Origin of the sequence: Nostoc sp. FACHB-190 (assembly GCF_014696905.1) — a bacterium.
Lineage (GTDB): Bacteria > Cyanobacteriota > Cyanobacteriia > Cyanobacteriales > Nostocaceae > Nostoc_B.
Map to the genome: position 1 here is coordinate 1 of NZ_JACJQW010000038.1, position 26,485 is coordinate 26,485.

Here is a 26,485-nt window from a genome sequence, read left to right on the forward strand (position 1 = left end):
TCCTGCCATGACTACTGCTAATGATGATACGCCACAGGTTATGTAACCTATGAGTTTTTTTGATTTCATTTGTGTCACTTTTTTTAATTCTCCTTTTCGCATCTAAAAAGTTTCATAAAAACACTTGGCCGCAGAAACTCTCCTTCAAAAGTAGATTTTGAAGCCATTACGCACTAAGCCTATAAATTGCTTTGCGAAAGCTAATCGATTCCTGCAAATTAGTCAGTATTCAATCCTGGGTTAGCTCACTGAGTTATCTAACAGCAATTTCTACTTGCTAGCGAGTTCAATGGAAGATGCACCTAAAGTCAATCTCTGAATTGTTCTTCTCAGTGATTGATAGATATAACTTGGCACAGCAAGTTCCTAAGAGTCTATAAGTTTCTTTATTTTTTATCAGAACTTTAATTTCAGGAATGAAAAGAAGATTTTTTATGTATTTATATATATATGCAGTGTTTATACCCAAATGTTCAAAAAAAATTGCTACATCAAGACAAATTGGCAAACTTTTAATCTATGGGATTGCGGATTTATTGATGATTTACAATTCTGACTTCTAAGGTAAATCAACAAGAACTATAGGAATCCGGTTTGATTTCTGAATTTATTTGTGTAGGTAGGGAATAGGGAATGGGGAGTCGGGAGTAGGAAAGAAGACTGATCTGAGTGTACTGATTTTTTTCCCAAATCAAATATCAGTCCTATACTATGAAGCTAGGAATTAGATTTAACAATAAATTTCAGTTACATTTACCCTTTCAATGGTTTCTAATTTATGCAGATATATTCAACATTTTAGGCAATATTCTTGTTGAAGAATAAAGGAAGAAATCAGAATAAGAGCCTGTGGCCAAGCATCGCACTTATTTGTAGACTGCTAATTTAAAATTGAGTTTGGTATTGCAGAACTGATTCATCCATAACTTTGTCAAAAGTCATCTTGAATTCTGACTTTTGACTCCCAAATTATACTTAGATAAGCTTGAGAAGTAATTTGAGTATTTCTACGAGTTTACATTATTCAACATTCGAGTAACTTGAGTTTGCAATTTATTTCTCAATAGTTGAGCTTTTTGATAAATATCAGCACGGTCTTTACTTGTATGAATCTGCTGTTCTAAGGGTTGAATAAAGTATTGTAAGCGTGTTTTCATTGCCCAAACTCCCATTGAGGGAAATAATAGCAAGATAAACATTAATGGTGATATGGGTAAAAATGGTAGTTTGATGATGCGTTGTAACTTTTTACTATTAACAGTCCAAGGGTGTAAAGATTCGCTACCGATGCAAATTACTGGCATAATCGGAATTTGATAACGATCGCTCAACTGAATAAAGCTGATATCGAATTTTTGCAGTTGATAGCGTTTCTGCCAACCTTTACCAGGCCCGCGTATGCCTTCTGGTGCATACAGTAAAATTCTACCATCTGCGATCGCTGTCTCGAAGTTATGAATTTCTGCTCGCACTGCACCTAATACCTGCGACCATTGGGATGGTAGCCACCAAATCATCCAAGGATGTTCAAATAAAGAGACATTGGCTAAGGGTTGCACTACCCATTCCCGTGTCTCACTCAATAAATAACCCAAAGTCAGAAAATCCCAAGGGAAACACATCCCCGCATGATTCATCGCCACAATCATTGGCCCTGTTGGCGGTAAATGCTCAATGTGTTGCAGTTCTCCCTGAAAATAATATTTCACAATTGGGGCTAAAATTTCTTGCCGAAAAGCTTGCTGATATTTGGGGTTAAATTCTCCAACTTCTTTTCTGGGAGGACGACAACCCAAGCGCAACCATCGAATTATTAGTGCTAAATAAAACCCGCCAGGTATCAGAAATAATATATACTCCAACCAATTCCAACCATCTGGGTCACTATGATAATGTTGCCAGTGACGGTTAAACAAAACTAACCATCCTGGCGGATACCACAGACAAACCCAATCAAACCAACTAAATTTATAGCTTTTATCGGAAGATGTTTCTAGCGTTTGGTGAAAGACATTCTCGGATTGTTGATTAATCACGGTGGTTATGCGGATTAGACAACGGTATACTTAAGTATGTATTTTAAGTTCTGAAATTTAAGCTAGACATCCTGCTGTAGATGTAAAATAATTGACATTTGTTGCTGAAGTTTAGCAATATTTGTAGTTAGTAGTATTTTTGTGAAGACAAAGAGCGATCGCCTGATATTTAAATTAATTCAATCCAGTCTACGCCAGTGATACAATAATATAAGTACGCACTGAAATTTCCTCTGTAAATGAATAAAGTATTGGATGAAACTTTTTCGTTAGCAATTGCTAAACGCATTAAAAGTAAAGCAAATAAAACTTTTGATAATGCTTATAAAGCAGCATTAGCAACAGAGGGGGCAATTTATGTTCAAGGTTTCTTAGTGTATGCTGGTAAACCATATCGCCCTGTGGAACATGGTTGGATTGAATTAAATGATACCTCTGGGGAAGATGCAATCACACGCATCATTGACCCCAACTTACCCCACATCAGTAAAGCTAACCAAGAACTTTGGTATTTTGCCGCACAAAGTTTAAATGCTAAACAACTCAAAGCCATCATCGAAGAATCAAAAGAAGATTATCCCGAAGATGATCCCTTACCAATTTACGGCACAACACCTTATGAATACTACGGTGATGTAATGTTAGGAGGTAAAGAATATTTAGCAGCTTATCAAGCCGCCGAGGCTAAATGTCAAGAATTAAAAGAACGCAATTAACACTATTTATATATAGGTTATTAACTCTTGACTAATTAATAAGATTTCCCATCACTGCCAAAATATTCTCGATAAGCACAAATTTTATCGCCGCGCACATCAAAAGACACAGCAACACGATTTTTGTAAGGTTTTCCTAATAATAGACCTTCGTCACGGAACTCAAAAACGACTGTTTGATCATTACTCGTAACACGGTCAACCGCAGTTAAGGTAATTCCCGAACCAAAAGATTCTGAGACATATTGAAAAAACTCTTGGGCGCGTTCTTTCCCCTCATTCAAACCATGAAACTTACCCATCGGAAACCATAAAGTAAAATCTTCTGTCAGCATATCGAGAAACTTTTGCCATTCTCCCGTCGCTAGACCGTATATAAAATTTTCAAATGCTTGGTGAGCAACTTTTAATGTATTTGCAGGGTCTTGTTTCATTGTTCTCAACTAGTTATACACTCAGCATTAACTCTAAACTATATTTGTTATCTCACATAAAAACGTCTTATTCAGACTTGATGTATAAAGTCATCATTCTCTAGCGAGAGATATTAAAATTTTTATATTTTAATATCTCTCCTAAATGTTAATTAACATTGTTGTCGAGCAAAAAAGACAAATTGAGCGTTTAGGAAAAAGTCTCAAAGAAATTTATTTACCACTCAAAACTTCCGACACATTAGTAGTTGAGTATCGCAAATGGTTAGATAAATTTGGTCAAGGATTGCCATTTTATCAAGGTTATGACTCAGAGAAAAACTTTCATAGCGATGAGTTACAGGAAAATTCGCTGACTTTAGATAGATTATCCCAACATACTCAAATTTGTAGTTCTTGCAATCAAGTTTATCGGGTAACAAACTTCAGCAAACAAATTTTCATTGGAGTAGCGATCGCACTTGCAGCTTTAGCTATACTTACAGATAACTCTTGGGTTAAACCTGTAGCTGTAGTGGGTGGTTTATTAGCAATAATCTTAGCCTTTGCAGCACAGCAATTAAAAACTAAATTTGAACGTGCCTATACTCGTCATTAGTTTTTTAACTAAATCTAACTTTTGTAACTCATCAATACAATGGATGTCAGAAATAAATATGGTGCAAGCATACGAAGATAATAAAAGTTCATATTTACAACATCAAAATGTGAACCTTCCACAGATAGACACAAGTAATCAAACTGGGACAGGACGCAAACATATTGAAACAGAAGAATCACTCAACTCAGTGATTAACTTCCCGCAAGTGTTGTTTGAGGTAAAAAACTTTGTCACTGCTGAATATGGTACAACTCAGATTTTATCCACCAACGACAGTACTGGTGAATCTACACAACGAGTCATCCTCAAACAAGGTTGGAATGCACCTATTGGTCATTTCACCACAGATGTAGAACTTTTCGTCCTGACAGGTACACTTTGCCAAGGTGGATTTAAACTTCGCAATCTCAGTTATTCATATATCCCGGCTGGTATGCCTACAGGCCCTTGGAAAACCGAAGAAGACACAATTCTGTTGTGGATGCCAGATGCTACCCCCACTTATATTACAGAAGACTATGCCAGCCTAGAGCAAATTCCTGCCACTTCTTTATACCACGGGAATATGCAGACGCACCCACGCATGGCTGAGTATGTACCATTGCAAGAACTCCACGCCATGAAATGGGAAAGCACAACTTTCTTACCGCCTGGTTCAGCGCGTAAAAGTTTGTATACCAACAAAAAAACTGGACGCGCCACCTGGGTTCTTGGCTTAGTACCAATGTGGATAGAAGGTAACTTTTATGCAGGTCATCCCACTACCGAAGAAGCTTATGTCATCAGTGGAGATGTACTGGGACATTGGTCAATGAGCGATGATCCATTTAATAGACGTTATGCAGCAATGTGCAAAGATGGTTATTATTGGCGACCTGCCCATGTTCCCCACGGCCCATTCTGGACAGAAAGTGGCGCACTACTGTTATTTCGGACGAGCGATCGCTTAGATTGTTATTGGATACTGCATAACCCAGATATTACTCAGCAAGACGATGCACGTCTTCAGTCTGCACTGAATCAGCACAAGTAAATAGTCAATGACAGGCAAAAGTCTAAAATTTAAAATTAACAATCTATTTGACATTTGCCTGTGAATTAATTCCACTTACAAAGCCTTATCCCATTCTAATTGATGAGCTAAACCATACTTGATAAAATCTTCGACTGTTGCCTGATCACTCTTACCAAACACACCTAAACTGTAAGGATTATCTTGCATACGTTGTGTAACTTGTTCTTGTTCAAATTCTCTGACTTCTACTCTAGGTTTTTCTGGCTTAAAAAAGTCTACAACCAAAACAGTTCGATCATAATCAGTATAATTGTGTGGACAGTGGGGATAGCTATGATCTAAAATCAAAAACTTACCTTCATTCCAATAAAGCTGGTCATAGCAAATTTTCATAGCCACATCACCCTCCGGCACAATCAAGCCCAAATAACCGCGATTCATGTGTGGGTTATAGTTAACATGCAGCTTGATATCTAAGCCTGGATGAAATGTCCCAAAATAAACATTTCTCAGGATATTATCTTCACCAAAGTTAACTTTTTCAATAGCCTTCGCCAAATTTGGGAAATATTTCTTTCTTAAGCTTAAAGCTTTTGCTGCTGCCTCCTCTGTGGCATAATCTGGATATTGGATTTGATGTAATTGAATATATTCTTCAATAAATAACCCTTGAAATAAAATTCCAAAGGCACTATATTTTGAATCACCTTTGGTTTTAATTGTTTTACTCTTAGGCCCCAAAACATCGTAAGCAAATTTTAACTCTTCAGTTGATGCCTGCTGCCTAAAGCGCGTGAAATCATCCCTAATGACTTGCCATTCATCTTGAAGACTTTGGAGAAACGGAAATTGCTGGGGGTCGAGATGATATTCATTAAAAGTTGCCATTGTTTTTATCCTGAAGTTAATTGAATAAAAGATGTCAGAATTCAGAATCATTGATAAGTAAAGGTTTTACTAGACAGAGGTTCTCGTAGCCTCAAACTACAAGTTATCCAAATGTGATCACTTCTTACTTTTGTATTCTTTATTCTGAATACTTACTAAAAACTATTACATAATCAGAGTTTTTAGCCGAGGTTCCAGTAATATATAAAAATTTCTGGTTAAACCAGCCAGAATTTAAGCTGATATACTTATTTTAGTCTGAGGTCTACTGTGTCTGAACCTCCCTTATTAGATAAAGTTATTAAAAATGTGCGAGTTGTTCGCCCTCATCAGGATGCAGTCGAACTACTGGATTTAGGCATTAAAGATGGTCAATTTGTGGAAATTGCCCCTAATATTAGCGCCACACAAACCAAAGAAATCTTCGATGCTAAAAATTTACTCGGCTTTCCGGGGGTTGTGGATGCTCACATGCACATTGGTATTTATCAACCCCTCAATCAAGATGCAGTCACAGAAAGTAAAGCCGCCGCAATGGGGGGAGTCACAACTAGTTTAAATTACATTCGCACTGGACAATATTATCTGAATAAAGGCGGTTCTTACCAGGATTTTTTTCCTGAAGTATTGGCATTATCCGCAGGTAATTTTTTTGTTGATTATAGCTATCACGTTGCACCCATAGCCAGCCGACATATCGACGAAATACCTTTATTGTTTACAGAACATGGGGTATCTTCATTTAAAATTTTCATGTTTTATGGCGGTTATGGGTTGCATGGTTTGTCAGACCAGCAAAACTTGTTTTTGATGATTAATCAAGAAGAACGCTACGACTTTGCCCATTTTGAATTTATCATGCGTGGGATAACTCGTTTGATGGAAGAATATCCCACAGCACGAGATACTATTAGCTTAAGTTTGCATTGCGAAGTTGCCGAAATTCTCAACGCTTATACCAAAATAGTCGCCAATGATTCTAACCTGACTGGACTATCTGCTTATAGTGCAGCACGTCCGCCTCATTCTGAAGGTTTAGCAATTTGTATTGCTGCTTATTTAGCACATGAAACTAACTGTGCAAATATCAATTTATTACATCTGAGTTCGCGCAAAGCAATGGAAGCAGCGTTGACGATGCAAACTGCTTTTCCTCATATTAATTTTCGGCGAGAAGTGACAGTAGGACATTTACTATTAGATGTTGATAGTCCTAATGGTACTTGGGCAAAAGTTAACCCGCCAATTCGTCCCCGTGCTGATGTGGAATATTTATGGCAAGCGGTATTAGATAATCAAGTAGATTGGATAGTGAGTGACCATGCTTGTTGTTCTGCGGAACAAAAACGTAGTGCGAAAGACCCGAATAATATTTGGTTAGCCAAGTCTGGTTTTGGCGGTACAGAATATCTACTTTCGGGTGTAATAAGTGAAGGTAGTAAGCGGGGAATGTCTTACAACCAGGTTGCTAAATTGCTATCTTGGAACCCATCGCGGCGCTTTGGTGTATTGCAAAAAGGAGATATTGCAATTGGTTATGATGCAGACTTGGTGTTAGTAAACCCTGACGAAAGTTTTGTGGTACGTGCGGCTGAGTCAGAATCACAACAAGGTTACACACCATTTGAGGGTATGGAGTTAACCGCAAGGGTGAAGAGTACTTTTTTGCGAGGAAATTTGATTTATCACAACGGACAGGTTGTAGGTTTACCGACTGGGAGTTATTTAAAACGCTCTATATTGGGATAAATTCAACAGCAGAAATTTAATAGACAACCTTTATGCGTCAGTCCTAATCATAATCCAATAAAGTTCAGTTAAGACTAAAAAGCAATTCTGGTGTAGGTTGGGTGGAGGAACGGAACCCAACAGAGTATTGAGAATGTTGGGTTACGCTATCGCTACACCCAACCTACTATTCTCTTAACTGAACTGACTAAAACTAAAGAACCCCACCCGGCCGATCGCATTATCAAGGACACAATTGTTTAAACTATTGACTACGGACTCTTGTGTGGATGGTTTATGGCTATTTGGTTAAGTTTGTGTGCAGCGATTTTCGTAGTGGCTTACTTACTGGGTTCCTTTCCCACTGGCTATATTGCGGTGAAGCAGCTAACAGGTATTGATATTCGAGAAGTGGGTTCTGGTTCAACAGGGGCGACGAATGTATTAAGAACCTTGGGTAAAGGGCCGGGAGCGTTTGTTTTAGGAGTTGATTGCTTAAAAGGAGTATTAGCGATCGCTTTAGTTTACGCTTTCTTGAATTTTGCCGCTACTTCCAACTTGATTCCCAAAACCGTAGATTTGCAATTATGGCAACCCTGGATGGTGATATTAGCGGGTTTAGCTGCAATTTTGGGACACAGTAAATCAATATTTCTGGGCTTTACTGGTGGTAAATCTGTGGCTACCAGTTTAGGGATATTATTGGCGATGAGTTGGCAAGTTGGTTTGGCAACTTTGGGAGTATTTGCCATTGTTGTTGCTATTTCTCGAATTGTATCCTTAAGTTCAATTTCTGGTGCGATCGCTGTTTCTATTTTGATGTTAGTTTTCCACCAACCATTACCTTATATTTTATTTAGTATTCTTGGCGGTTTTTATGTAATTATTCGCCACCGCAGTAATATAGAGCGCCTTTTAGCGGGAACTGAACCCAAAATTGGACAGCAGGTAGTTACAGAAACCGAAAAAACAGAAAACACAGAACAAACTGTTTAATGCTTGATGGTAATAGCAGGAGAAATGTAGGTTGAGTGAAACAAAGTGGAACCCAACAAAGCCTACTTGATGATGTTGGGTAATTAAAAACTTTTCATTCTCTCTGTGCCTTTGTGCCTCTACGTGAGAACATTTAGAGCTGATTCGTAAAGAAAATCTAAAACACTTCTAGGTGAGAGGGAATGGATTTTAAGCTAGAACCAGTGAGATAGTTGTACTAACAATGAAACGTCTGCCAGAGATTTTTAATTGTGGACGAATCAAAGGCTCATTACATTTGGATGAATCTTGGTTGGCAAAATGGCGATGCCTGCGGCAACCCCTGTAGGGAACGCATTTCTGCTATGACTGTCTATGTGCGGATTCGTGATGATAAGTTCTGCATCGAAGAAGATTGGACGGAAAACTGTATTGCAACTGATTTGCTGCGTGCTGGTGTTCCCAAAGAAGAGATTGTTTTAGCATTTCATGAGCCGAAGATGAGACAGTATACAAATTTTGCTGTAGTTTCTTGACAGCATTTTAGGGTTTAACGCTTCTCAACCACTCAGTAATACCCTCTGCTAAAGTTTTGACTAACTTCTTCTGTTCCTGGGGATTTGTCGCCTCCTCAAAGTCGTCAGGGTTACTCATAAAACCTAATTCCAATAATACTGATGGTGCAGTATGGGGACGAGTCAGTGCTAAATTTTGCCAATACAAACCATAAGAAGGCCTACCCAAATCATTAACTAAGCGGTTGTGTAGTAAGACAGCTAGACTATGGGCTTGGGGATGATACCAATATGTACTGACACCCCTGGTATTTTCCGCATCACCATCATCTGGGAGGGAGCGATAGTGAAAAGTAAGAGCGATCGCAGGTGATTCTTGCTCTATAATTTTCTGACGTTCTACCAGGGATAAGTCTCGATCATCTTCCCTAGTCATCACCACAATTGCACCCCGCCGCGCTAATTCATCTCGCAATAGCTTGGTTACTTGCAAATTCAAATCTTTTGCTAACAAACCAGTAGCCCCGACTGCGCCCAATTCTTTACCACCATGTCCAGCATTGAGTAAAATTTTGATTCCAGATAAGGGCTTTTCAACAGAAAAATTAGCTAGATTTGGAGTTTTATCTTGCGCCCAAGTGACGGGAGAATTGGTGAGAGAATTTAAAACTACTAATCCTATCAGTAGTGGGATGAATTTCACTTCATTTCCGGTTATGGCTTGCCAACCTATATAAATACCAAAGGCGATCGTACTCCCAATAATACACCTAGTACAGTACCAAATACAGCAATTACTCCGGTTAATCCCACAATTCCTGGTAAAACCAGAGAAGAAGCAAAGTAAGAAGCCTGATTAGCAACAGTAACCCGACTGTTAGCAATGGTTTTAACTGTATAACAGATAGCAGAAGCTTTAAGTTTATTAATTGAGCAAGTTCAGCAAGCTGCTACTCAGTATACTGGTAATTTATAAAAGTTTTCTCAATAAAATTGATGGTTGTAGTAGTTAGCAAATATCAGCATTGATTGATGATAAGCTAATAATTGCTTGACTAAAGAGTTAACTATTAGCATATACAAAAGTATCTCTAGAGAATGGGTATCACCTTATATCTACAGATGGATGAACTTTCATTCATATTTAAGTAAAAATTTGTAGAGAAATGTTGAAGTGTTAGTAAAAAACAAATAAACATTACCCAAAATACTTTAGACTTGACTTATGATGTAGAAACTTTGCGGAGTTAAAATTCATCCATAAAGTCAGAGCTAATTCGTAAACTCAAGTTCAGTAATCATCTAGTAAGGGTTTAAATTAAGTATTTATTCCCAGGAACCCAATACTAGTAATTATTTGAATTTCCTTAATATTTTCTTTATGAATTAGCACCTAAGTATAATCAAGGAATATTTTTTGTTCCTGATTAAAATAATTGCCAACTAGGAATTTTCCCAATCAGATGGATGAATTATAGCTGGTATATCACTACTGCAATTATCACCAATTGCAGAGATTCATCCTGTCAACATTTGTTAGGAGAAGAATAATTTATGAAAGTTAAAACTGTATATGCAAGTATGGCGATCGCTACATTGATCGCTACAGGTATGATATCTGTTACCCCAGATAATGCACTAGCTCAAAAAAGTGCAAACCAAACTGAACAAAGCAGTTCAAGAGGTTCAAAGTCTTTAGAAATTCAATGGCTTTTAGGGTTTATACCCTGGCCTACATGGAATACACATTCTAAGCGTCCCAGAAGCCAAAATTTAATTGATGATGCTACCTATGCCAATAACCCAAATCGTCCAATACAAACAAATCTAGGTGGTTCAGGTAGACACACACCAAACGGTACAAATCACCCGTCTAACGATGACGCAAATCACCCACATCATCCGATACCAATAAATACAGGCGGCTCAAATATACACACGCCAAACGGTACAAACCACCCGTCTAACGATGACGCAAATCACCCACATCATCCGATACCAATAAATACAGGCGACTCAAATATACACACACCAAAAGATCCAAAGCACCCATCTAACTATAAAGAAGTTCCTGTTCCCTTATTAATACCAGGATTAACTGCTTTTGGAGTAGGGTTAATTCGCAAACATCGCCAAGAGCAGAAGCAAATAAAGATGCAATAGATGAATTGATTACCTGTGAAAGTCAATAGTTATCAATATGAGTAAAAAACATAATCTCATTGTTTGGTGTGGTTTGATTGTGGGTTTTTACTATTACTTATTTTTTTGGTTAAAAACGCTAGTACAGTTTTTAATTGGTGGTAGTACATTTCCATTATTAACTATTACTGCCGTTTATTTAGCATTACAAGATTTATGGCAAAATAAAGCTAAAATTGTGAGATTCAGGGCTACCAATATTCAGAGAAGATTAGGTCATATTTTGATAGGATGTGGAATTTTATTTTTCCCATTCAGTCTGGATAAAGGGTGGAAACAAGCATTAGTCTGGTTAAGTATCTTCGTCGGTATTGTGATTAGCACTTGGGGAATCAAGTTCTTTAAATACTATCTACGCCCAACTTTTTTAATCATTTTCAGTATCTATCCTGGCATTAATGTTTTACCGGGATATATATGGCAAGCGTTGACTCCCGAAAGAACAATGGATCAAATTCAAGCTTGGAGTGTTAATTTAGCACTTCACACTATGGGTTATCCCAGCAACATAGATGGAACATGGGTAAACTTGCCTACAGGTAGCGTCAATATAGGATGGGGTTGTAACGGATTTGATTTGATGGTGTTGATGTTGATGACTAGTCTGTTAATAGGTATGGCTTACAGACTAAAAAGCCGGCAGATATTAATCATAAGTTTATTGGGATGTGTGATTGCTTTTGTCTTCAACACTGCCCGCATTACATTGCTGGCAATTTCCGTTGCTTATTGGGATGGGCAATCATTTGATTTTTGGCATAGTGGCTGGGGCGGACAAATTTTTTCTTTAGCTATGTTTACCGCATTTTATTATCTGTTAATGCAAATGCGTTTACTAGATTTTGCTCGCAAATCTCATAGCAGTAATTAGGACTTACGTCTTTCAAGAATGGGTGTAAGGGTGTAGGTATGCAAAACCCTTACACCCCTTTACCCTTAACCCTATACACCCAGTCTCTACATAAAATCTTGGTGCGTAAGTCTTATTTCTGTTTAACACTGTTAAACCACTCAACAATTCCCTCGCTTAAAGCTTTGGCTAATTTTTGCTGTTCTTGAGAATTTGTCACCCATTCAAATTCATTGGGATTACTCATAAAACCTAATTCCATGAGTATTGATGGTGCGGCGGCTGGTCGAGTTAAGGCCAAGTTATTCCAAAAAACACCGTAAGAAGGTCTATTGAGTTTTTTAACTAGATAGTTGTGCATGAATACTGCTAAGTTATGAGCTTGGGGATGATACCAAAACATCCCAACTCCTTTGGTATTTTCCGCATCGCCGTCATCGGGTAAAGAATTGTAATGAATGGAAAGTGCGATCGCAGGTTTTTCTTGAGTGATAATTGCTTGACGCGCTGGTAAAGACACATCTTTGTCAACATCTCTTGTCATCACCACTGTTGCACCAAGTTCGACCAAATTCCCGCGCAGCAACTTCGCCACTGCCAAATTCACATCTTTTTCTAAATATCCAGTCGGGCCAGATGCACCAGATTCTTTACCACCATGCCCCGGATCAAGTAGAATCTTCATACCAGATAAAGGCTTACTTCGCCGATTTTCCAGGGCAGGCGGATGACGTAAAGCTAAAACCAGGGTAGTTCCTTCATATCTCAGTTGATATCCCCACTGTTGCGATTGTTTGAGGTTAAAGGTGTACTGCACCTGTCCCGGAATCAGCTGCTGCCAATCAAGGCGAGAAATTACAGGGTCATCATCCAAACGAATAATATCTGTTTGGGCAGTGGTATTGTAAAGTATCAGAGTCAAAGTCTGATCACTTTGCTGCACACTCACAGGTACAGGAAATTGTAAGGGAAAAACTATCTCTGTAGCATCCATCAGCCTGCGATATCCGACACTCCGAATAATTGTGCGTGGCGGAATTGCCCCCGGTAAAATGCGAGTCTCCTTGCTATTAATCCAAGCACCGTAGTCCAAGCGCAACCACTCACCTTCTTTCCCTGTGACTGTAGCTTGTGTTCCTTTCGGTAGTGGTGTCAGCCGGGAATAATCGGTGCTGGGGCCAGTGCGGGCTACACCTGCATCTACTATCACTTCAGCAACAGGTAACTGCGTTGGGGAGAAAATTGCTATTTTGCCAGTTCCTGGTTGAGTAATTGTCTGACCATTCAACGTCAGTTTAAACTGAGGTTGACCTAAATCTATCTCTTGATTAGCATCTGGGACAATAGCAGCAGAAATGATGTTGTTACCGTAAAGTAGGCTTAAAGATTCAGAGTCAGGTTTCTGCACCGTTGTGCAACCCGCATACTTGCCAGCAATTGGCTGAGAAGTAGGTTGGTTTCTGCCCGTCAGGGCTGCCAAATTACTAGGTAGTTGTACTTGTTGGGGTTGTGGTGCTAGGGCAACAGTTTGATTAGCGAGGTTTACAGAGACGTTAGCATTAAATGGGGCGATCGCACTGAAACAAATTAGTTCCCCTGGTAGTCTAGCAATATCCCCTGCTGGAGTCAGAGAACCTGGAGCAAATTCTAAGCCTTGTGGGACAACAGGCGCAGTTGCCTGCCTTGTCACTTTAATCTGAACAGTTTGATTTTTGTGACGGACTGTAAAAAGATTTTCTCCCAATTGTAACGGGAAACTCGGAGCAAAATGCCCGGATTGACTGCGGTTAACGACCTTACCATTAATTAGTACTTGTCCATTATTTGGGGCTGTACCCAAAAAAAATATTTTTTCCGTACTGGTTTGGTGGTTAGGTGGTGGAAAAACAACAATAAGAGATGAATCTGCTAATGCAACAGAGGAGGTAGCAATTAAGCCGAATAAGACTAGTGCGAGAAATTTTTTCACAACAAATCACAGAAGATTTCATGACAGTGCCTATGGCACAATTACGGGATGTATTTTGAGAAGGCGCAAGAGAGAAATACAAAATTACTATGACTAAATTTATCTTCGTAACTGGAGGTGTAGTTTCCAGTATCGGCAAGGGAATTGTAGCAGCAAGTCTAGGACGTTTGCTCAAATCACGGGATTATTCGGTGTCAATTTTAAAATTAGACCCCTATATTAATATCGATCCCGGTACAATGAGTCCTTTTCAGCATGGGGAAGTTTTTGTTACCCAAGATGGGGCGGAAACCGATTTAGATTTGGGTCATTACGAACGCTTCACCGATACCTTAATGTCACGCTTTAACAGTGTGACGACAGGTTCAATTTACCAAGCTGTAATTAACAGAGAACGGCGCGGTGACTACAATGGCGGCACAGTCCAGGTAATTCCCCATATTACCAACGAAATTAAAGACAGAATTACTTTGGTTGCTAAAGACACCAATCCTGATGTGTTAATTACGGAAATTGGTGGTACGGTAGGAGATATTGAATCTCTGCCGTTTATGGAAGCAATTCGCCAGTTGCGGAAGCAAGTGGGGCGGCAGAATGTGTTGTATATGCACGTCACTTTATTGCCTTACATTGCTTCGGCTGGGGAAATGAAAACCAAGCCAACACAGCATTCTGTGAAGGAACTGAGATCCATTGGCATTCAACCAGATATTTTAGTTTGTCGGAGCGATCGCCCGATCCCCGCAGGATTAAAGCAAAAATTATCTGAATTCTGTGATGTACCCGAAAAATGTGTGATTACTTCTCAAGATGCCTTGAGTATCTATGAAGTACCACTGATTTTAGAACGGGAAGGCTTGGCAGAACAAGCACTAGCATTGCTGCAAATGGAACAACGCACACCTGATTTAACTCAGTGGCGCACAATGGTAGAACGGCTATACAGTCCGAAGCGGACTTTGGAAATTGCCATTGTCGGTAAATATGTGCGGTTAAGTGATGCTTATTTATCTGTGGTAGAAGCCTTACGCCATGCAGCCATCGCTACCCATGCTGATTTGCGCCTGCGATGGATCAACTCAGAAATCTTAGAAACAGAACCAGCCGAAAATTATTTAGAAGGCGTGGACGGTGTACTAGTGCCTGGTGGTTTTGGAACGCGGGGAGTAGATGGTAAAATTGCAGCTATCAAGTATGCCCGCGATCACCATATCCCATTTTTGGGTTTATGCTTAGGAATGCAATGTGCTGTCATTGAATGGGCTAGAAATATCGGCGGTTTTTCAGATGCTAACAGTGCTGAATTTGACCCTGATACGACTAATCCAGTCATTAACCTCTTGCCAGAACAGCAGGACGTAGTTGATTTAGGCGGGACAATGCGCTTGGGTTTATATCCTTGTCACATTCTGCCCAATACTTTAGCTGGGAAGCTTTATCAAGATGATGTGATTTATGAACGGCACCGACATAGATATGAATTCAACAATGCTTATCGTAAGCTATTGTTAGAATCTGGCTATGTGATTAGTGGTACTTCTCCCGATGGCCGCTTAGTGGAAATTGTCGAATTTCCCAATCATCCGTTCTTTATCGCTTGTCAATTTCACCCAGAGTTTCAATCGCGTCCTAGCAATCCTCATCCTTTATTTGAGGGATTTATGCAGGCTGCGATCGCTCTTAAATACCCAAAGACTAATCTACAAACACCTGTAGAGGTTTCTTAACCCACTCAAACTTGAGTTGTGAATTTACCCAAACCAACATTGACTTAGGACAGAGATATTTTGTTATACAGGGTTAGCATCATTTTTCCACATTGGACTTAAGGAGATGTTGTGCCGTACTGGATGAAAATCTTTTACGAGAGGAAAGAATATGTGATTAATTTTGACCGTGTAAATGCTTTTTGCTATGAACAGAACGGCCGAGTTACTTTTTGGTTGCCTGATAGCGCCATTCCAATTGTCATTAATCCTCAAAATAACTTAGAAGACTATCAAAAAGTTCTCAAATATCTCGAACAAGTCACCGATGTCGAAGTAGACAGTGGTCACTGGGTGAAAATTATCGACGGCAAAAATGAATATGTAGTTAACCTCCATTGCATTAGTTCTTTCTGTCAAGAACCCAATGGCAGGATAACTTTTTGGCTACCAGATGGCACTATCCCAATCGTGATCAACCCCTCCAATAATCCAGATTCTTATCTGAAAGTTTTGCAGTTTGTCAAAAATACCACAGGATATTCTTTGTCTTAATCCCAGAGTAATCGTCAGTATTTAGAATACAGCACTCATCCCAAATCGATATGAAGCAGCCAATAATTAGCCTGCGATCGCAGGCTTTGTTTGTATAGCCCCAGATTTCCAGTCTCTTGGGTTGATTATTTTGGTTTGTGTTGTGATGTCGTGGTAGCTTGATTACAGTTGCCCAGTAGTATCAGTTTGCGGCTGACTACTACCGGGAAATCCTCCGTAATTGATAAGGCCAACTAAGGAGGCACAGCTGATCATGACAAATAATTACGAAGATTCACATCTCCAAGATGATGTAAAAAATGACCAATCTTTAGACGGTTTGCAAATTCTGGTAGTAGATGATAGTGAAGATAGTCTGCTGTTGACGAACGCCAGGAGAAAATGGTGAATAATTCCGAGCGATCGCTAAAATACATACAGACAACCCAGGTAAATCTAGCAGGCGATCGATGACAAACCCACTCCCAGACTATAATCCCAGTGGTGTCGGTGAAATTAATGGCAACCTCTTTGGTTTGCCCTTTGATTACGAGTCAGCCAACTTAATTGTCTTTGCTGTACCTTGGGAAGTCACCGTTTCCTATGGTGCAGGTACAGCCAACGGCCCCCAAAGAATCCTCGAAGCCTCAACACAACTAGATTTATTTGACTTTGACAACCCAGATGGCTGGAAACAGGGAATTTTCTTAGTGGAAATTCCTCAAGATATTTTAGAAAAAAACAATTACTACCGCACCCTAGCAGCCCAAATCATCGAAAGACTGGCACAAGCTAAACCCCTCACAGACACACCCGATTTAACTCCCATCCTCACAGAAATTAATCACGCTTCTCAACAAGTAAATCAGTGGTTATTTACCCAGTCTCAAGCAGCCATCAATCAAGGTAAGCAAGTTGCAGTTATTGGTGGAGATCACAGTTCTCCATTAGGTTATTTGCAAGCACTGGCAACTAAATATTCTAACTACGGCATTCTGCATATTGATGCACATGCAGACTTACGCGATGCCTATGAAGGATTTGAATTTTCTCATGCTTCCATCATGTTTAACGCTGTGAAACTACCGCAAATCTCTAAATTAGTCCAGGTAGGTTTACGTGATATCAGCCATGATGAGGTGCAGATGATTGATCAATCTCATAATCGCATTGTTGCCTATTATGACCCAGTCATCAAGCAAAAACTTTATGCTGGCATCACCTGGATAGAGATATGCCGCGAAATTATCAACCATTTGCCAGAATATGTCTACATTAGCTTTGATATCGATGGTTTAGATCCAAAACTTTGCCCCAACACAGGTACACCTGTGGCTGGCGGCTTGGAACTAGAACAAGCATTTTGTATACTCCGTGAACTAGTCAATAGCGGTAGAAAAATTATTGGCTTTGATGTTTGTGAAGTGGGTGATGCAGAGTGGGATGGCAACGTAGGTGCGAGAGTAGTCTATAAACTAGCCAATTTCATGGAATTATCTCAACGATAATGGATATTGCCATCAAACTTCAGCAAACATCATGATACTTTTGGTTGATACCACAGGGATAAATTCAACTGTGAGCAAAAGTAATCTCCCGCAACAATTTGCTGCTGATGGTCAACTATCCAATCATAAAGTTGTGCGGCTCTTGCTAGGGCGACCCTTTCAGAACGATACAGGCGTGGACTCGGACAGAAAACTTCGCCATTGATGTGTATCCCTGCAATCAACCAATAATCGCTGCATTCGCCCTCTGGTAAAATTTCTAGAAACCCGCTACTGTAAGGCTCGATTATTCCCATATTCATTTGCAAGCTTGACAAAAACCGTCCTATTTAATTTAGCGAGGGTTTCCCGAAATAAAAGTAGTGTAAGCTCTATTTGTTATGCTTCAGGTATTTGATCTATGATGAACCATATATGAAATATATCTAGTAGTGTAAATTCCATGACAGCTTGCAGAAAGTAACTTCTAAATTCACAAAACTAGGATGATTGCTGTCTAAGCCTAAATATCTAACTCATCTTAACTTTTATACCTATTCTCAAATTACGGCTCTAGTACTTTAGCTCCTTAAAATATCTTAACAAGAGGATAGATTAAATTGACAGTCAACACACTTCTCGGACGAATCAATCAACATCAATATCTGCGTGAATTGCGAAATAAATTACTCCATCTTCACCGGATGTTACTAGATACAGAACGCATCAACTATGAGCAAGTTCATGGCAGAGTATCGACTAATCAACTCTTTCGACTTGTAATTTCAGATGAGCAATTTGCTTGGCTACATAAAATTTCTGAATTAGTGGTGCAGATTGATGAAACGTTATCATCTGATCAACCCATATCTCTAGAAGATGTGCAGAATTTAATTGCCAATGCTCGCAGTTTAATTGTACCTTCTGAGGTTGGTAATGAGTTTGCGAGAAAATACTATGCTGCGCTTCAAAGTGAGCCGAGCGTTGTATTAGCACATGCAGTAGTCTCAGAACTTTTAGCTATTAAGTAAATAAAGTCAAGCAGAGGATATGTATAGTAAAGTAATTTTACGCTACATATCCTTTTTTATTGCTTATTTAAGATTATTGAAGATGTGAGTTAAATAACAACTTGATGATTAGTTGTGCTAAGACAGGAATGACCTAAAAATCGTCATTTCATGCAGCAGCAAAAAAATCAATTCAGTCATCTTACAGCCATAGAAAGAACATACCTGTCATTTCCAGCAAAATTTCTCTTAAATCAAAACCTCCTGCGAGGAAAAATACTAGACTTTGGCTGTGGTTTTGGTAACGATGTGAAATTGTTACGCGAACAAGGTTTTGATATTACAGGATATGATCCTTATTATTTACCTGATTATCCTCATGGAAAATTTGATACAATAATTTGTTTTTATGTCTTAAATGTCTTGTTTGCGGAAGAACAAGCTAATGTGTTAATGGAAGTATCTCATCTGTTAAAACCAGGTGGTAAAGCTTATTATGTCGTCAGAAGAGATATTAAAAAACAAGGTTTTAGAGAACATTATGTTCATAAAAAACCAACTTATCAATGTATAGTTAAGCTACCATTTCATTCTATTTATTTAGATGAAAGTCGAGAAGTATATGAATATACTCACTATAACTACCAAAGAAATTCCTCGAATAATTGTATATTCTGCAATCCCTATAAAAATTTAAAGCTATTAACAGAATCAGCAACAGCTTATGCAATCTTCGATGGTTATCCTGTAAGCAAAGGTCATATTTTAGTAATTCCTAAACGCCATGTAAGTAATTATTTTGAACTACCATTTAAAGAACAATCTGCTTGTTGGTGGATGGTGAACAAGGTTCAAGAGATGCTCAAAACAGAATTTACACCTGATGGTTTTAATGTAGGCATGAATATTAATCGAGAAGCTGGACAAAATATTATGCACGCCAGTATTCATATCATACCTCGTTATCAAGGTGATAATATGGGTGTTAAAACTGGTATTAGGAATGTGATATCTAAAAAAAGTAATTTAAAATAGGTAATCTTGCCAAAAGAGACATTGTTTTTGTCGCATATTCAGGTTTTGTGAGAGTTGCAGTAAATCTTGACGTGGCAAAGTATTATTAATGTAAAATAGCTCTCGTTTTCGGCGAGAAGTGTAATCAAAGAATATCGTGAATCTGTCGGAAGTTTCTGGGGGTTTGCCTCTATGGAAAATGCTACCTGTCCCTGCAAAAATGACTGTACCAGCACTTCCTATACAAGATTTATAATTATCTGGTGGAATAATTTGTTGCATTGTTTGATTGGAAATATAGCCGTAGGTATATTTTAAAGATTGAACTATCTTTTCTGTAAAAGATAGGGGTATATATTGAAAAGGCCCCTGACTTTCAGAAACATCATTAACATAAATGATAATTTTTAATACTTTGCGGTCTTCGGGATCTAAATGCCAGCGTCGGGAACCTTGCTCTAATTTATTGGCGATATCTCGGCGAAAATATGTACCGTGATAGGCGACTGGTAAGCCAAGATAATGCTCAGTGATATTCAGTAAACGTTGTTCTAATCCCCATAAAAAAATTTCAGAATGTTGCATGATTTGTTGTAGACTGGCATGAATAACATATTGATTATGAATACTATTAATATCTGGTTCTATTTGAGAAGAAAGATGTTTGGCTGTTTGCAGGATTTGATTATTAGGTGTAATTCCTAAAGCATCTAAAGAAGTAATTACAACACCTTCATGATGAATTTTGTCAACTAGTTCTAAATCATCTTTTGAGATTGTAGGTAAATTGGGTTGATGTTGATTGACTGCCTCCTGATAAGCAACATCATTTTGATGTTTTATAAAAGGAAATTGATAAATTTTTTTAAAGATTCTTTTTTGGATTTTAGGTAATAGCAAGTGCATATATTTTCTAGTTAATTGATGGCATGACAATTACAGATAACTCATACCAATTCACGAAATTACTGATACAAATCACTTACTCTGCAACTCTGATTCCGGTCGCCGAGCGAAGTCGAGGCGCTGCTTTCATGTCTGTATCATTTTTAAAGTGAAATGGTATCAGATATAAGAATCAAATGTGATTGCTCAAAAATCTAATACGTAGGATGTGTTATCGACGAGAGTACGACATCTACAGCAAAGTTTTCGGTGCGTTACGGCTTACGCCTAACACACCCTACACATACTAAAATTTTTTCAGAAATCAAATCGGATTGATATATATTCGAGATAAATACTGATTTTCCTGATAATACTTATCCTACACAAGCTCGAAAAATGTACAAATCTATAAAGTTATGATGATCTGAAATAAAGATATCTCAGAACCCAAAGCTGGATAAGACTCTTCATCAAGATATTTAATTAATGCTAAGAGGATGTATGACTTTAGTTATAAATAAGATGCAATCATGGACTAGACAGGTAAAATTAAATACATTATGGCTATTTAAGCTGGTAAATAGCTAAATTTTAGATATATGCCGCTATACTAGCCCTGGAGAGTAGAATAACTAAAGATGGTGCGATTGTTTGTTGCAATGGTTTTGCTGGTGTTGTTAACGGCTTGTGGTACTATTGGACTGCTGCCTACAAGTGAGTTGGTAGAGAAAGCGATCGCACTTGAGCTAGAGCAAACCAAACAAGACCTCAGCCAGAAATTAGATATAGATTTTCAGGGATTTGAAATTAAGCAGCTAAAAATTGCTGAAGAAAAGCCACTGACGATTAAAAATTTACCTGCTTTCCGTGTCAAAGGAAAATACGATTTAATTATCAAACTACCACAGCGACAGTTAAAGCAACTGCAACAGCCTTTTGAACTTTACTTGCAAATTCAACAAGAAGGTAAAACTTGGCGGTTACTGCTACCCGATAAAACCAGTAAAGAATCTAAACCCGTTTGGCGCAGTTATTTGATTAACTAGTACAAAAAACATGAAGTCTGAAGTGGATAAACCTTTATAATGAGCATTTATAATGGGTGCTTTATTTTCGCCGATTGTACTAGTTATAGTGTGCTGAAAAAGTATTTTGCTAGTAAGAACAGGGAAGAGATTTGTTTGGCTCTCATTTGGGACTGCTATATAGAAGTTATATTTAATTAAAGAAATGCCATTAGAAAGAATTTAAGTAATTTTATGTTAAATCTGAGCAGAATTACATTTGACCGTAACATTATGGCAGGACAAGCTTGTATTCGTGGTATGCGGATTCCGGTTTCTCTTGTCGTTAATTTAGTAGCTAATGGCAAACCTTTAGAAGAAGTTCTAGAAGAATACCCAGATTTAGAACCAGAGGATATCCGTGAATCTCTACTTTACGCAGCATGGTAGACTCAAGAGCAAGTTTATCCTTTCAAAAGTGCTTTTTCTAGTATTGTGCGTTGAGGCGATCGCTTCTGAGCAATCCTTAGAAATTGCTGCGTTTTCTCATAGCGATCGCCTAAGCAATACTAAAATTCACTTTAACAATCACATCATTGAAATCTTGATCACCACCGTTTGGTAAGTCCTCAAAACCAAAGGTGTTATCTCCCAATAAACGAATGTGATCAAACCCGTCAGTGTTCGCACCCAAATAAGGGAAGTAAACCGCAGGATCATTACTTGTATTGCTATCCAGCAGAGCATCTGGTCTGCCATCTATGATAATAAAAGGTACAAAGATCGCACCGCCTGATAATGTGCCAGTATAAGTTGCAGTTCCTTGGTTATTAACTGTTAAATCAATTCCCGCAACACGGTTTTGAATGGCGGCTTGAATATATCCAGCTTGTCCAGGGAGAATATCGGCAATACCATCACTGTTAGTATCAATACCGCCATTGGCGTTAGCGACTCTGTAGAAACCCACAAAGTTATCAAATGCTGCTTCCCGGTTGACTGTAAAATCGGCTCTGACATTAGCAGTGATATCGCGTAAATCAATGACTTCGCCTTGGGATTGTCCTTGTAAGCTTGTCCCCAAGGGTAAAGATTCATCAACGGCTTGAATCCTCACCACTAAATCTTGGAAGTTACTACTACTAGTATTTTGCCAAGCGAGGGTAAAGTCTTCTGCACCCAAGTTAGTAATTTGTTGGCTGGTGCTACTAGAGAAGATAATGTTGCTGGTGGAGATGCTTCCGGTGTTGAGTAAATCGGTGGAAGCGTTGCTCACGAGATAAAATCTCAGGTGACTGCTGTTGCTAAATTCTAGCAACCGCGATAAGCTGGCGGGATGAAAACCATTGGGATTGTTGGCGATCGCAGAAAAAATCACTCTTGCTCTCGCCAGTGCTTTGACTGTATACTCAGCAGAGCCAGGCGCAACACCATCAATTGTTCCTGCCGCATCATCAACAGTAAATACTCCCAACTCATTAACTTGCGAAGAATTACGTCCCGAAAGAGTAACTTTTAGTTGAGATTGGTTATTTCCAGTAATTTGAAAAACATCATCACCAACTAGGCTGAGTTGCACAGTTGATTCATCATCAGGTATAGATTGAATACCTGCACTCAAAGCCAGAATTTGGGTAAATTGAGACTGATTAAAGTTGTTGTCGCTTACCAAAACAATTGACTGTCTACCATCTGCCAATTTTGGACCAAAAGTCAATCCTTCAATATTATCTAAACCAGTGGGGTGAAAACCATCACTATTAGGTAGATTCAATTCTGTTAAATCAAGTACCAAACGCTTTTTAACAGGTTGAATTGCTGCTAGTTCTTGAGTAGTCAAACTATTCAAAGAGTCAATAGCACTGATATCTGTAGCATTCTGCACGCTGATTTCGTAGATTTTGATTGTAACTCCTAAAGTTGGATCAAAGGTGCGTTCTAAAGCTAGTAGAGTACCTTGGTTATCAATAGCTAACAAATCTACTAAACCAGTGTTGTTGGTCTCTGTAGAGTATAAGTATTCTTTCTCTGGCTGACTGCTCTCTAAATTGTATTTTATGATGCGAGAATTAACAGTATTGTTAGCTGAAGCATCTTGGAATAAAGCATTTTCTGTGGCGGTGAATAAAGTTTTTTGGTCTAGTGTAATGGTGAGACTTTCAAAAGCTAATTGATTCCGAATACCTGAAGTTTGCTCACCAGGATCTAAAGTACCATTATTGTTTATGTCGTTAAAAACTGGGAGAAATTTAGCAGGAACAGGTAGAGATTTGATTTGTTGCCCTGTAGATAAAGAAAATTCTCGAATAAAAGGATCAAGAACGCGAATAGGAGTAACTTCCCCTTCTGAGGAGATGAAAACAGTACCATTATTTGTTAGGGCAATACCTTCTAAATCAATGGTATTGAGTGCAAAAAAGTTATTGTTGCTATCTGTGAGGGGAGTAACATTGGTAAAATTTACTCCTGTTGTGTTAATGGTAGCGGGATCAGTTGTAAAGGTGTAAAATCTCGCAGGGCCAAATTGAGAGCGATCATCGGAAATTGCGTAATAACGATTATTCACTGCGTCATAAGTTACGCCAGACAACCCGCCCAACTGGGTTGGCAGGTTATTGACTGTTCCTGCGGCACCAGAAGGAATAAAACTAGTATTTAATATACTTTGTCCTTGAAATGTTACATTGATAATAGTGTTGGTTGTCGCCATATTCTCGGCATGATTATTTAGAAGTAGATGGAAAAGAGTAAAGTATTACACAACTGTAATGTATAAATTTCCATCGTCAAGTTTTATGGCGATATTGCAACACTTATATTTAGCACTTGACACTCAGCACTTTTATTTCCGCATCTGGCTGACTAAATGAACGATTTCAGGTAATATCAATTTTTCCATACCTAATCGCACAGCGTTACTAGAACCAGGAAGAGAGAAGATTAATTTATTTTGATAAACCCCAGCAACGGCGCGAGAAGCGATCGCACGGGAACCAATTTCTTGATAGCTTAAAAATCTAAATACCTCTCCGAATCCCGGTAGAGTTTTTTCTAATAATTTTTCGATAGCATCATAAGTGGTATCTCTGGGTGCAATACCTGTACCACCATTGAAAATTATTGCGTCTAAATTAGCAGTTTTACCCAGCGATTCTATTTGTGCTTGAATCTGCGTTGGCTCATCTTTAATGATTGTGTAGGCGGCAATGCTATGATTTGCACCTAACAATAATTGCTTGATTAGTTGTCCACTTTTGTCTGTTTCTGAGGTGCGGGTGTCGCTGACGGTAACTATAGCGCAAGTTACTGTCATTGCTGCTGTATCTGGATGGGGTTTTTGCATCATCCGAGTTGAAATTTTGAATGAGTTTCACTGACAAAAAAGATGAAGAATGAAGGCTAAAGCGTTTATTTCATAAGAACCCAGGAGTCAGAATCCAGAATATTTTGTAAATCAAGGTTTTGCTAGGTAGAAATTATCATAGTCTAGAACCATCATTTATCTAATACCAATTTAATATGAAGACGCATATAGCAATCCTATTTGATATGTGAGAGTTCAAAAAGCCTCAAACGCTTATAAAACAAGGATTTTTATCTAAGTATTTTCTCACATTTGGGGTAGGATTGCTATATAAGCTGTTCAGCATTAAAATTGAGCGGGCAATCTCGACACAGCAAGGAGTATAGCTCTCAAAAATCCCAGTTTAAATGCACATCAGCTTAAAAACCAATTACCCCCCTTAGTCCCCCCTTGGAAAGGGGGGAAAATAAGAGAATCTAGTTCCCTCCCCTTTACAAGGGGAGGGTTAGGGAGGGGTAAAATAATGTGCAGCTTCAAATAAGATTGGTATAACTGTGATTACTTCTGACTTCTGACTTTTGAATTCTGAATACTTACTATTTCATACGTCATACTTCACACTTCACACTTTACACTTCATACTTCAGTCGGTTGCTTAAGATTTATTCAATCCCAAACCATTTTCTTCAGCATATCGCTCCATAAAGCGCATAAAGCGATCCCACTCGTCAGAAGATTTCATAATGTAAATAGCTTCTAAGGCTTCTGCTCTACCGTTGATGAATTTTACCTTAACTTCGCGGGTAACTATTTCGCCTTCTTCGTCCAGCATATACATTCCGGTGACTTCATCTGTATTGCCTTGCTCTAAAATTGTGGGATTTGTAAAAATAAAGGTTGCTGTACCAGTATCACCAGTACGCGATCGCGTTAAACGTACATCTGGTACTACTGCTTCGTTAACACCTCTAGAAAACTGGATTTTTGCCATGATAAAAGAATTTAAAGTTTTGTGATCGTCGATTTAATATTCTCTCATCATTTAGAACTCAGTAGTCTATGAAGTATGAAGTGTGAAGTATGAAGTGTGAAGTATGAAGTGTGAAGTATGAAATTTTGTCCTTCTGCCTTTTGACTGTTGACCATTGACCAAGTTACCTTTCTAGTAATAAGGTTACAGGGCCGTCGTTTTCGATGGAAACTTGCATCATTGCGCCAAATTTGCCTGTTTCTACCCTTAAACCACTGGCGCGTAAATTGTTAACAAAGCTGTTGTATAAATCTTCTGCGGTTTGAGGCGGTGCGGAACGGTCAAAAGACGGACGGCGACCTTTGCGACAGTCACCATAAAGGGTAAATTGACTCACTACTAACAATTCACCGTTAATTTCTTGCACAGATTTTTGCCATCTGTCTCCACCTGCGTCATCGGGAAACAGACGCAATTCTAAGCATTTACGCGCCATCCAGTCGAGTTCTGCATCTGTGTCAGTATCAGCAATACCTACGAGTAAATTTAAGCCTCGGCCGATTTTGCCAATGATTTCACCGTTAACAGTGACTTGAGATGATTTCACTCGCTGGATGATAACGCGCATAAGTTAAAGTC

Annotated in this window: 27 protein-coding genes and 1 pseudogene; 17 read left to right on the forward strand and 11 right to left on the reverse strand. The window is 38.6% G+C overall.

Annotated features, from left to right (window positions below; genetic code table 11):
- Window positions 1-1,007: 1,007 nt before the first annotated feature.
- A complete protein-coding gene (locus H6G28_RS28710; protein ID WP_190676048.1) occupies window positions 1,008-2,036 on the reverse strand; it encodes a 1-acyl-sn-glycerol-3-phosphate acyltransferase in 1,029 nt (342 codons plus the stop codon).
- A gap of 239 nt (window positions 2,037-2,275) precedes the next feature.
- Between H6G28_RS28710 and H6G28_RS28715 the strand changes: the two genes are divergently transcribed.
- A complete protein-coding gene (locus H6G28_RS28715; protein ID WP_190592778.1) occupies window positions 2,276-2,752 on the forward strand; it encodes a hypothetical protein in 477 nt (158 codons plus the stop codon).
- Between the two features lie 35 nt (window positions 2,753-2,787).
- On the opposite strand, the gene H6G28_RS28720 is transcribed toward H6G28_RS28715, so the two are convergent.
- Window positions 2,788-3,186, reverse strand: a complete 399-nt coding sequence (locus H6G28_RS28720; protein WP_190676050.1) for a nuclear transport factor 2 family protein — start codon at window positions 3,184-3,186, stop codon at window positions 2,788-2,790.
- A 145-nt stretch (window positions 3,187-3,331) separates the two neighbouring features.
- On the opposite strand from H6G28_RS28720, the gene H6G28_RS28725 reads away from it, so the two are divergent.
- Together H6G28_RS28725 and H6G28_RS28730 are read left to right on the forward strand one after the other, a co-directional pair.
- Entirely contained in the window at window positions 3,332-3,784 is a 453-nt protein-coding gene (locus tag H6G28_RS28725) for a hypothetical protein (RefSeq protein ID WP_190592780.1), read from the forward strand.
- Between the two features lie 58 nt (window positions 3,785-3,842).
- Window positions 3,843-4,820 (forward strand): DUF4437 domain-containing protein, encoded by a 978-nt coding sequence (locus tag H6G28_RS28730; protein ID WP_190676052.1) that lies wholly within the window; start codon window positions 3,843-3,845, stop codon window positions 4,818-4,820.
- Between the two features lie 75 nt (window positions 4,821-4,895).
- Here the strand turns inward: H6G28_RS28730 and H6G28_RS28735 are convergent, their stop codons facing one another.
- Complete coding sequence (locus H6G28_RS28735; RefSeq protein WP_190676054.1) at window positions 4,896-5,690, reverse strand: aspartyl/asparaginyl beta-hydroxylase domain-containing protein; 795 nt, start codon at window positions 5,688-5,690, stop codon at window positions 4,896-4,898.
- A gap of 270 nt (window positions 5,691-5,960) precedes the next feature.
- Here H6G28_RS28735 and H6G28_RS28740 point away from each other — a divergent pair, with 270 nt between their 5' ends.
- The 3 genes from H6G28_RS28740 (at window position 5,961) to H6G28_RS28750 (ending at window position 8,929) form a co-directional block, all read left to right on the forward strand.
- Complete coding sequence (locus tag H6G28_RS28740) at window positions 5,961-7,439, forward strand: amidohydrolase family protein (protein ID WP_190676056.1); 1,479 nt, start codon at window positions 5,961-5,963, stop codon at window positions 7,437-7,439.
- Window positions 7,440-7,715: 276 nt separating this feature from the next.
- Window positions 7,716-8,414, forward strand: a complete 699-nt coding sequence (gene plsY, locus H6G28_RS28745; protein WP_190592784.1) for a glycerol-3-phosphate 1-O-acyltransferase PlsY — start codon at window positions 7,716-7,718, stop codon at window positions 8,412-8,414.
- Window positions 8,415-8,665: 251 nt separating this feature from the next.
- Window positions 8,666-8,929 (forward strand): element excision factor XisI family protein, encoded by a 264-nt coding sequence (locus H6G28_RS28750; RefSeq protein WP_313950013.1) that lies wholly within the window; start codon window positions 8,666-8,668, stop codon window positions 8,927-8,929.
- A gap of 7 nt (window positions 8,930-8,936) precedes the next feature.
- Here the strand turns inward: H6G28_RS28750 and H6G28_RS28755 are convergent, their stop codons facing one another.
- Complete coding sequence (locus H6G28_RS28755; RefSeq protein WP_190676058.1) at window positions 8,937-9,611, reverse strand: N-acetylmuramoyl-L-alanine amidase family protein; 675 nt, start codon at window positions 9,609-9,611, stop codon at window positions 8,937-8,939.
- A gap of 18 nt (window positions 9,612-9,629) precedes the next feature.
- Between H6G28_RS28755 and H6G28_RS37500 the strand changes: the two genes are divergently transcribed.
- The 3 genes from H6G28_RS37500 to crtC all read left to right on the forward strand — a co-directional run bounded on the left by H6G28_RS37500 (window position 9,630) and on the right by crtC (window position 11,981).
- The gene (locus H6G28_RS37500; RefSeq protein WP_277877271.1) at window positions 9,630-9,755 is read left to right on the forward strand and encodes a hypothetical protein; all 126 of its coding nucleotides are present in this window, start codon (window positions 9,630-9,632) and stop codon (window positions 9,753-9,755) included.
- A 707-nt stretch (window positions 9,756-10,462) separates the two neighbouring features.
- Window positions 10,463-11,071, forward strand: coding sequence for a hypothetical protein (locus H6G28_RS28760; protein WP_190676060.1), 609 nt, complete (start codon window positions 10,463-10,465; stop codon window positions 11,069-11,071).
- 37 nt (window positions 11,072-11,108) lie between these two features.
- The gene (crtC, locus tag H6G28_RS28765) at window positions 11,109-11,981 is read left to right on the forward strand and encodes a cyanoexosortase C (protein WP_190676062.1); all 873 of its coding nucleotides are present in this window, start codon (window positions 11,109-11,111) and stop codon (window positions 11,979-11,981) included.
- Between the two features lie 112 nt (window positions 11,982-12,093).
- Here crtC and H6G28_RS28770 read toward each other — a convergent pair whose 3' ends face one another.
- Complete coding sequence (locus tag H6G28_RS28770; RefSeq protein ID WP_190676064.1) at window positions 12,094-13,929, reverse strand: N-acetylmuramoyl-L-alanine amidase family protein; 1,836 nt, start codon at window positions 13,927-13,929, stop codon at window positions 12,094-12,096.
- An 89-nt stretch (window positions 13,930-14,018) separates the two neighbouring features.
- Between H6G28_RS28770 and pyrG the strand changes: the two genes are divergently transcribed.
- From pyrG to speB, 4 genes are all read left to right on the forward strand, one after another.
- Window positions 14,019-15,656: a CTP synthase gene (gene pyrG, locus H6G28_RS28775; protein ID WP_190592789.1), complete on the forward strand. Its 1,638-nt coding sequence runs from the start codon at window positions 14,019-14,021 to the stop codon at window positions 15,654-15,656.
- A 111-nt stretch (window positions 15,657-15,767) separates the two neighbouring features.
- Window positions 15,768-16,190: a hypothetical protein gene (locus H6G28_RS28780; RefSeq protein ID WP_190592790.1), complete on the forward strand. Its 423-nt coding sequence runs from the start codon at window positions 15,768-15,770 to the stop codon at window positions 16,188-16,190.
- 253 nt (window positions 16,191-16,443) lie between these two features.
- On the forward strand, window positions 16,444-16,578 hold the full coding sequence (locus H6G28_RS37505; protein ID WP_277883264.1) for a hypothetical protein: 135 nt from the start codon (window positions 16,444-16,446) through the stop codon (window positions 16,576-16,578).
- Between the two features lie 61 nt (window positions 16,579-16,639).
- The gene (gene speB / locus H6G28_RS28785; RefSeq protein WP_190676066.1) at window positions 16,640-17,677 is read left to right on the forward strand and encodes an agmatinase SpeB; all 1,038 of its coding nucleotides are present in this window, start codon (window positions 16,640-16,642) and stop codon (window positions 17,675-17,677) included.
- Window positions 17,678-17,706: 29 nt separating this feature from the next.
- Here the strand turns inward: speB and H6G28_RS28790 are convergent, their stop codons facing one another.
- Window positions 17,707-17,979: a hypothetical protein gene (locus H6G28_RS28790; protein ID WP_190676126.1), complete on the reverse strand. Its 273-nt coding sequence runs from the start codon at window positions 17,977-17,979 to the stop codon at window positions 17,707-17,709.
- Between the two features lie 297 nt (window positions 17,980-18,276).
- Between H6G28_RS28790 and H6G28_RS28795 the strand changes: the two genes are divergently transcribed.
- Together H6G28_RS28795 and H6G28_RS28800 are read left to right on the forward strand one after the other, a co-directional pair.
- Entirely contained in the window at window positions 18,277-18,687 is a 411-nt protein-coding gene (locus H6G28_RS28795; RefSeq protein ID WP_242048450.1) for a hypothetical protein, read from the forward strand.
- 150 nt (window positions 18,688-18,837) lie between these two features.
- Window positions 18,838-19,701: an HIT family protein gene (locus tag H6G28_RS28800; protein ID WP_190676069.1), complete on the forward strand. Its 864-nt coding sequence runs from the start codon at window positions 18,838-18,840 to the stop codon at window positions 19,699-19,701.
- On the opposite strand, the gene H6G28_RS28805 is transcribed toward H6G28_RS28800, so the two are convergent.
- The gene (locus H6G28_RS28805; protein ID WP_190676072.1) at window positions 19,693-20,586 is read right to left on the reverse strand and encodes a phytanoyl-CoA dioxygenase family protein; all 894 of its coding nucleotides are present in this window, start codon (window positions 20,584-20,586) and stop codon (window positions 19,693-19,695) included. The genes H6G28_RS28800 and H6G28_RS28805 overlap by 9 nt on opposite strands.
- 620 nt (window positions 20,587-21,206) lie before the next feature.
- Between H6G28_RS28805 and H6G28_RS28810 the strand changes: the two genes are divergently transcribed.
- Together H6G28_RS28810 and H6G28_RS28815 are read left to right on the forward strand one after the other, a co-directional pair.
- Entirely contained in the window at window positions 21,207-21,614 is a 408-nt protein-coding gene (locus H6G28_RS28810; protein WP_190676074.1) for a hypothetical protein, read from the forward strand.
- Window positions 21,615-21,827: 213 nt separating this feature from the next.
- The gene (locus H6G28_RS28815) at window positions 21,828-22,022 is read left to right on the forward strand and encodes a DUF433 domain-containing protein (RefSeq protein ID WP_190676076.1); all 195 of its coding nucleotides are present in this window, start codon (window positions 21,828-21,830) and stop codon (window positions 22,020-22,022) included.
- A 109-nt stretch (window positions 22,023-22,131) separates the two neighbouring features.
- On the opposite strand, the pseudogene H6G28_RS28820 reads toward H6G28_RS28815, so the two are convergent.
- From H6G28_RS28820 to dtd, 4 genes and pseudogenes are all read right to left on the reverse strand, one after another.
- Window positions 22,132-24,267 (reverse strand): annotated as a pseudogene (locus H6G28_RS28820) (esterase-like activity of phytase family protein); the annotation flags it as partial.
- A 147-nt stretch (window positions 24,268-24,414) separates the two neighbouring features.
- Window positions 24,415-24,918, reverse strand: coding sequence for a MogA/MoaB family molybdenum cofactor biosynthesis protein (locus H6G28_RS28825; RefSeq protein ID WP_190676080.1), 504 nt, complete (start codon window positions 24,916-24,918; stop codon window positions 24,415-24,417).
- Between the two features lie 613 nt (window positions 24,919-25,531).
- Window positions 25,532-25,867: a photosystem II reaction center protein Psb28 gene (psb28, locus tag H6G28_RS28830; RefSeq protein WP_190592799.1), complete on the reverse strand. Its 336-nt coding sequence runs from the start codon at window positions 25,865-25,867 to the stop codon at window positions 25,532-25,534.
- A gap of 163 nt (window positions 25,868-26,030) precedes the next feature.
- The gene (gene dtd / locus H6G28_RS28835; protein WP_190592800.1) at window positions 26,031-26,474 is read right to left on the reverse strand and encodes a D-aminoacyl-tRNA deacylase; all 444 of its coding nucleotides are present in this window, start codon (window positions 26,472-26,474) and stop codon (window positions 26,031-26,033) included.
- Window positions 26,475-26,485: the final 11 nt, after the last annotated feature.

What these genes read in the sequence shown, in the direction of transcription:
- H6G28_RS28715 (WP_190592778.1), top strand. Translation starts at nt 2,276, where the DNA reads ATGAATAAAGTATTGGATGAAACTTTTTCGTTAGCAATTGCTAAACGC.
- H6G28_RS28720 (WP_190676050.1), bottom strand. Translation starts at nt 3,186, where the DNA reads ATGAAACAAGACCCTGCAAATACATTAAAAGTTGCTCACCAAGCATTT.
- H6G28_RS28725 (WP_190592780.1), top strand. Translation starts at nt 3,332, where the DNA reads ATGTTAATTAACATTGTTGTCGAGCAAAAAAGACAAATTGAGCGTTTA.
- H6G28_RS28730 (WP_190676052.1), top strand. Translation starts at nt 3,843, where the DNA reads ATGGTGCAAGCATACGAAGATAATAAAAGTTCATATTTACAACATCAA.
- H6G28_RS28735 (WP_190676054.1), bottom strand. Translation starts at nt 5,690, where the DNA reads ATGGCAACTTTTAATGAATATCATCTCGACCCCCAGCAATTTCCGTTT.
- plsY (WP_190592784.1), top strand. Translation starts at nt 7,716, where the DNA reads ATGGCTATTTGGTTAAGTTTGTGTGCAGCGATTTTCGTAGTGGCTTAC.
- H6G28_RS28760 (WP_190676060.1), top strand. Translation starts at nt 10,463, where the DNA reads ATGAAAGTTAAAACTGTATATGCAAGTATGGCGATCGCTACATTGATC.
- crtC (WP_190676062.1), top strand. Translation starts at nt 11,109, where the DNA reads ATGAGTAAAAAACATAATCTCATTGTTTGGTGTGGTTTGATTGTGGGT.
- pyrG (WP_190592789.1), top strand. Translation starts at nt 14,019, where the DNA reads ATGACTAAATTTATCTTCGTAACTGGAGGTGTAGTTTCCAGTATCGGC.
- H6G28_RS37505 (WP_277883264.1), top strand. Translation starts at nt 16,444, where the DNA reads ATGACAAATAATTACGAAGATTCACATCTCCAAGATGATGTAAAAAAT.
- speB (WP_190676066.1), top strand. Translation starts at nt 16,640, where the DNA reads ATGACAAACCCACTCCCAGACTATAATCCCAGTGGTGTCGGTGAAATT.
- H6G28_RS28790 (WP_190676126.1), bottom strand. Translation starts at nt 17,979, where the DNA reads ATGAATATGGGAATAATCGAGCCTTACAGTAGCGGGTTTCTAGAAATT.
- H6G28_RS28800 (WP_190676069.1), top strand. Translation starts at nt 18,838, where the DNA reads ATGCAGCAGCAAAAAAATCAATTCAGTCATCTTACAGCCATAGAAAGA.
- H6G28_RS28805 (WP_190676072.1), bottom strand. Translation starts at nt 20,586, where the DNA reads ATGCACTTGCTATTACCTAAAATCCAAAAAAGAATCTTTAAAAAAATT.
- H6G28_RS28810 (WP_190676074.1), top strand. Translation starts at nt 21,207, where the DNA reads ATGGTGCGATTGTTTGTTGCAATGGTTTTGCTGGTGTTGTTAACGGCT.
- H6G28_RS28815 (WP_190676076.1), top strand. Translation starts at nt 21,828, where the DNA reads ATGTTAAATCTGAGCAGAATTACATTTGACCGTAACATTATGGCAGGA.
- H6G28_RS28825 (WP_190676080.1), bottom strand. Translation starts at nt 24,918, where the DNA reads ATGATGCAAAAACCCCATCCAGATACAGCAGCAATGACAGTAACTTGC.
- psb28 (WP_190592799.1), bottom strand. Translation starts at nt 25,867, where the DNA reads ATGGCAAAAATCCAGTTTTCTAGAGGTGTTAACGAAGCAGTAGTACCA.
- dtd (WP_190592800.1), bottom strand. Translation starts at nt 26,474, where the DNA reads ATGCGCGTTATCATCCAGCGAGTGAAATCATCTCAAGTCACTGTTAAC.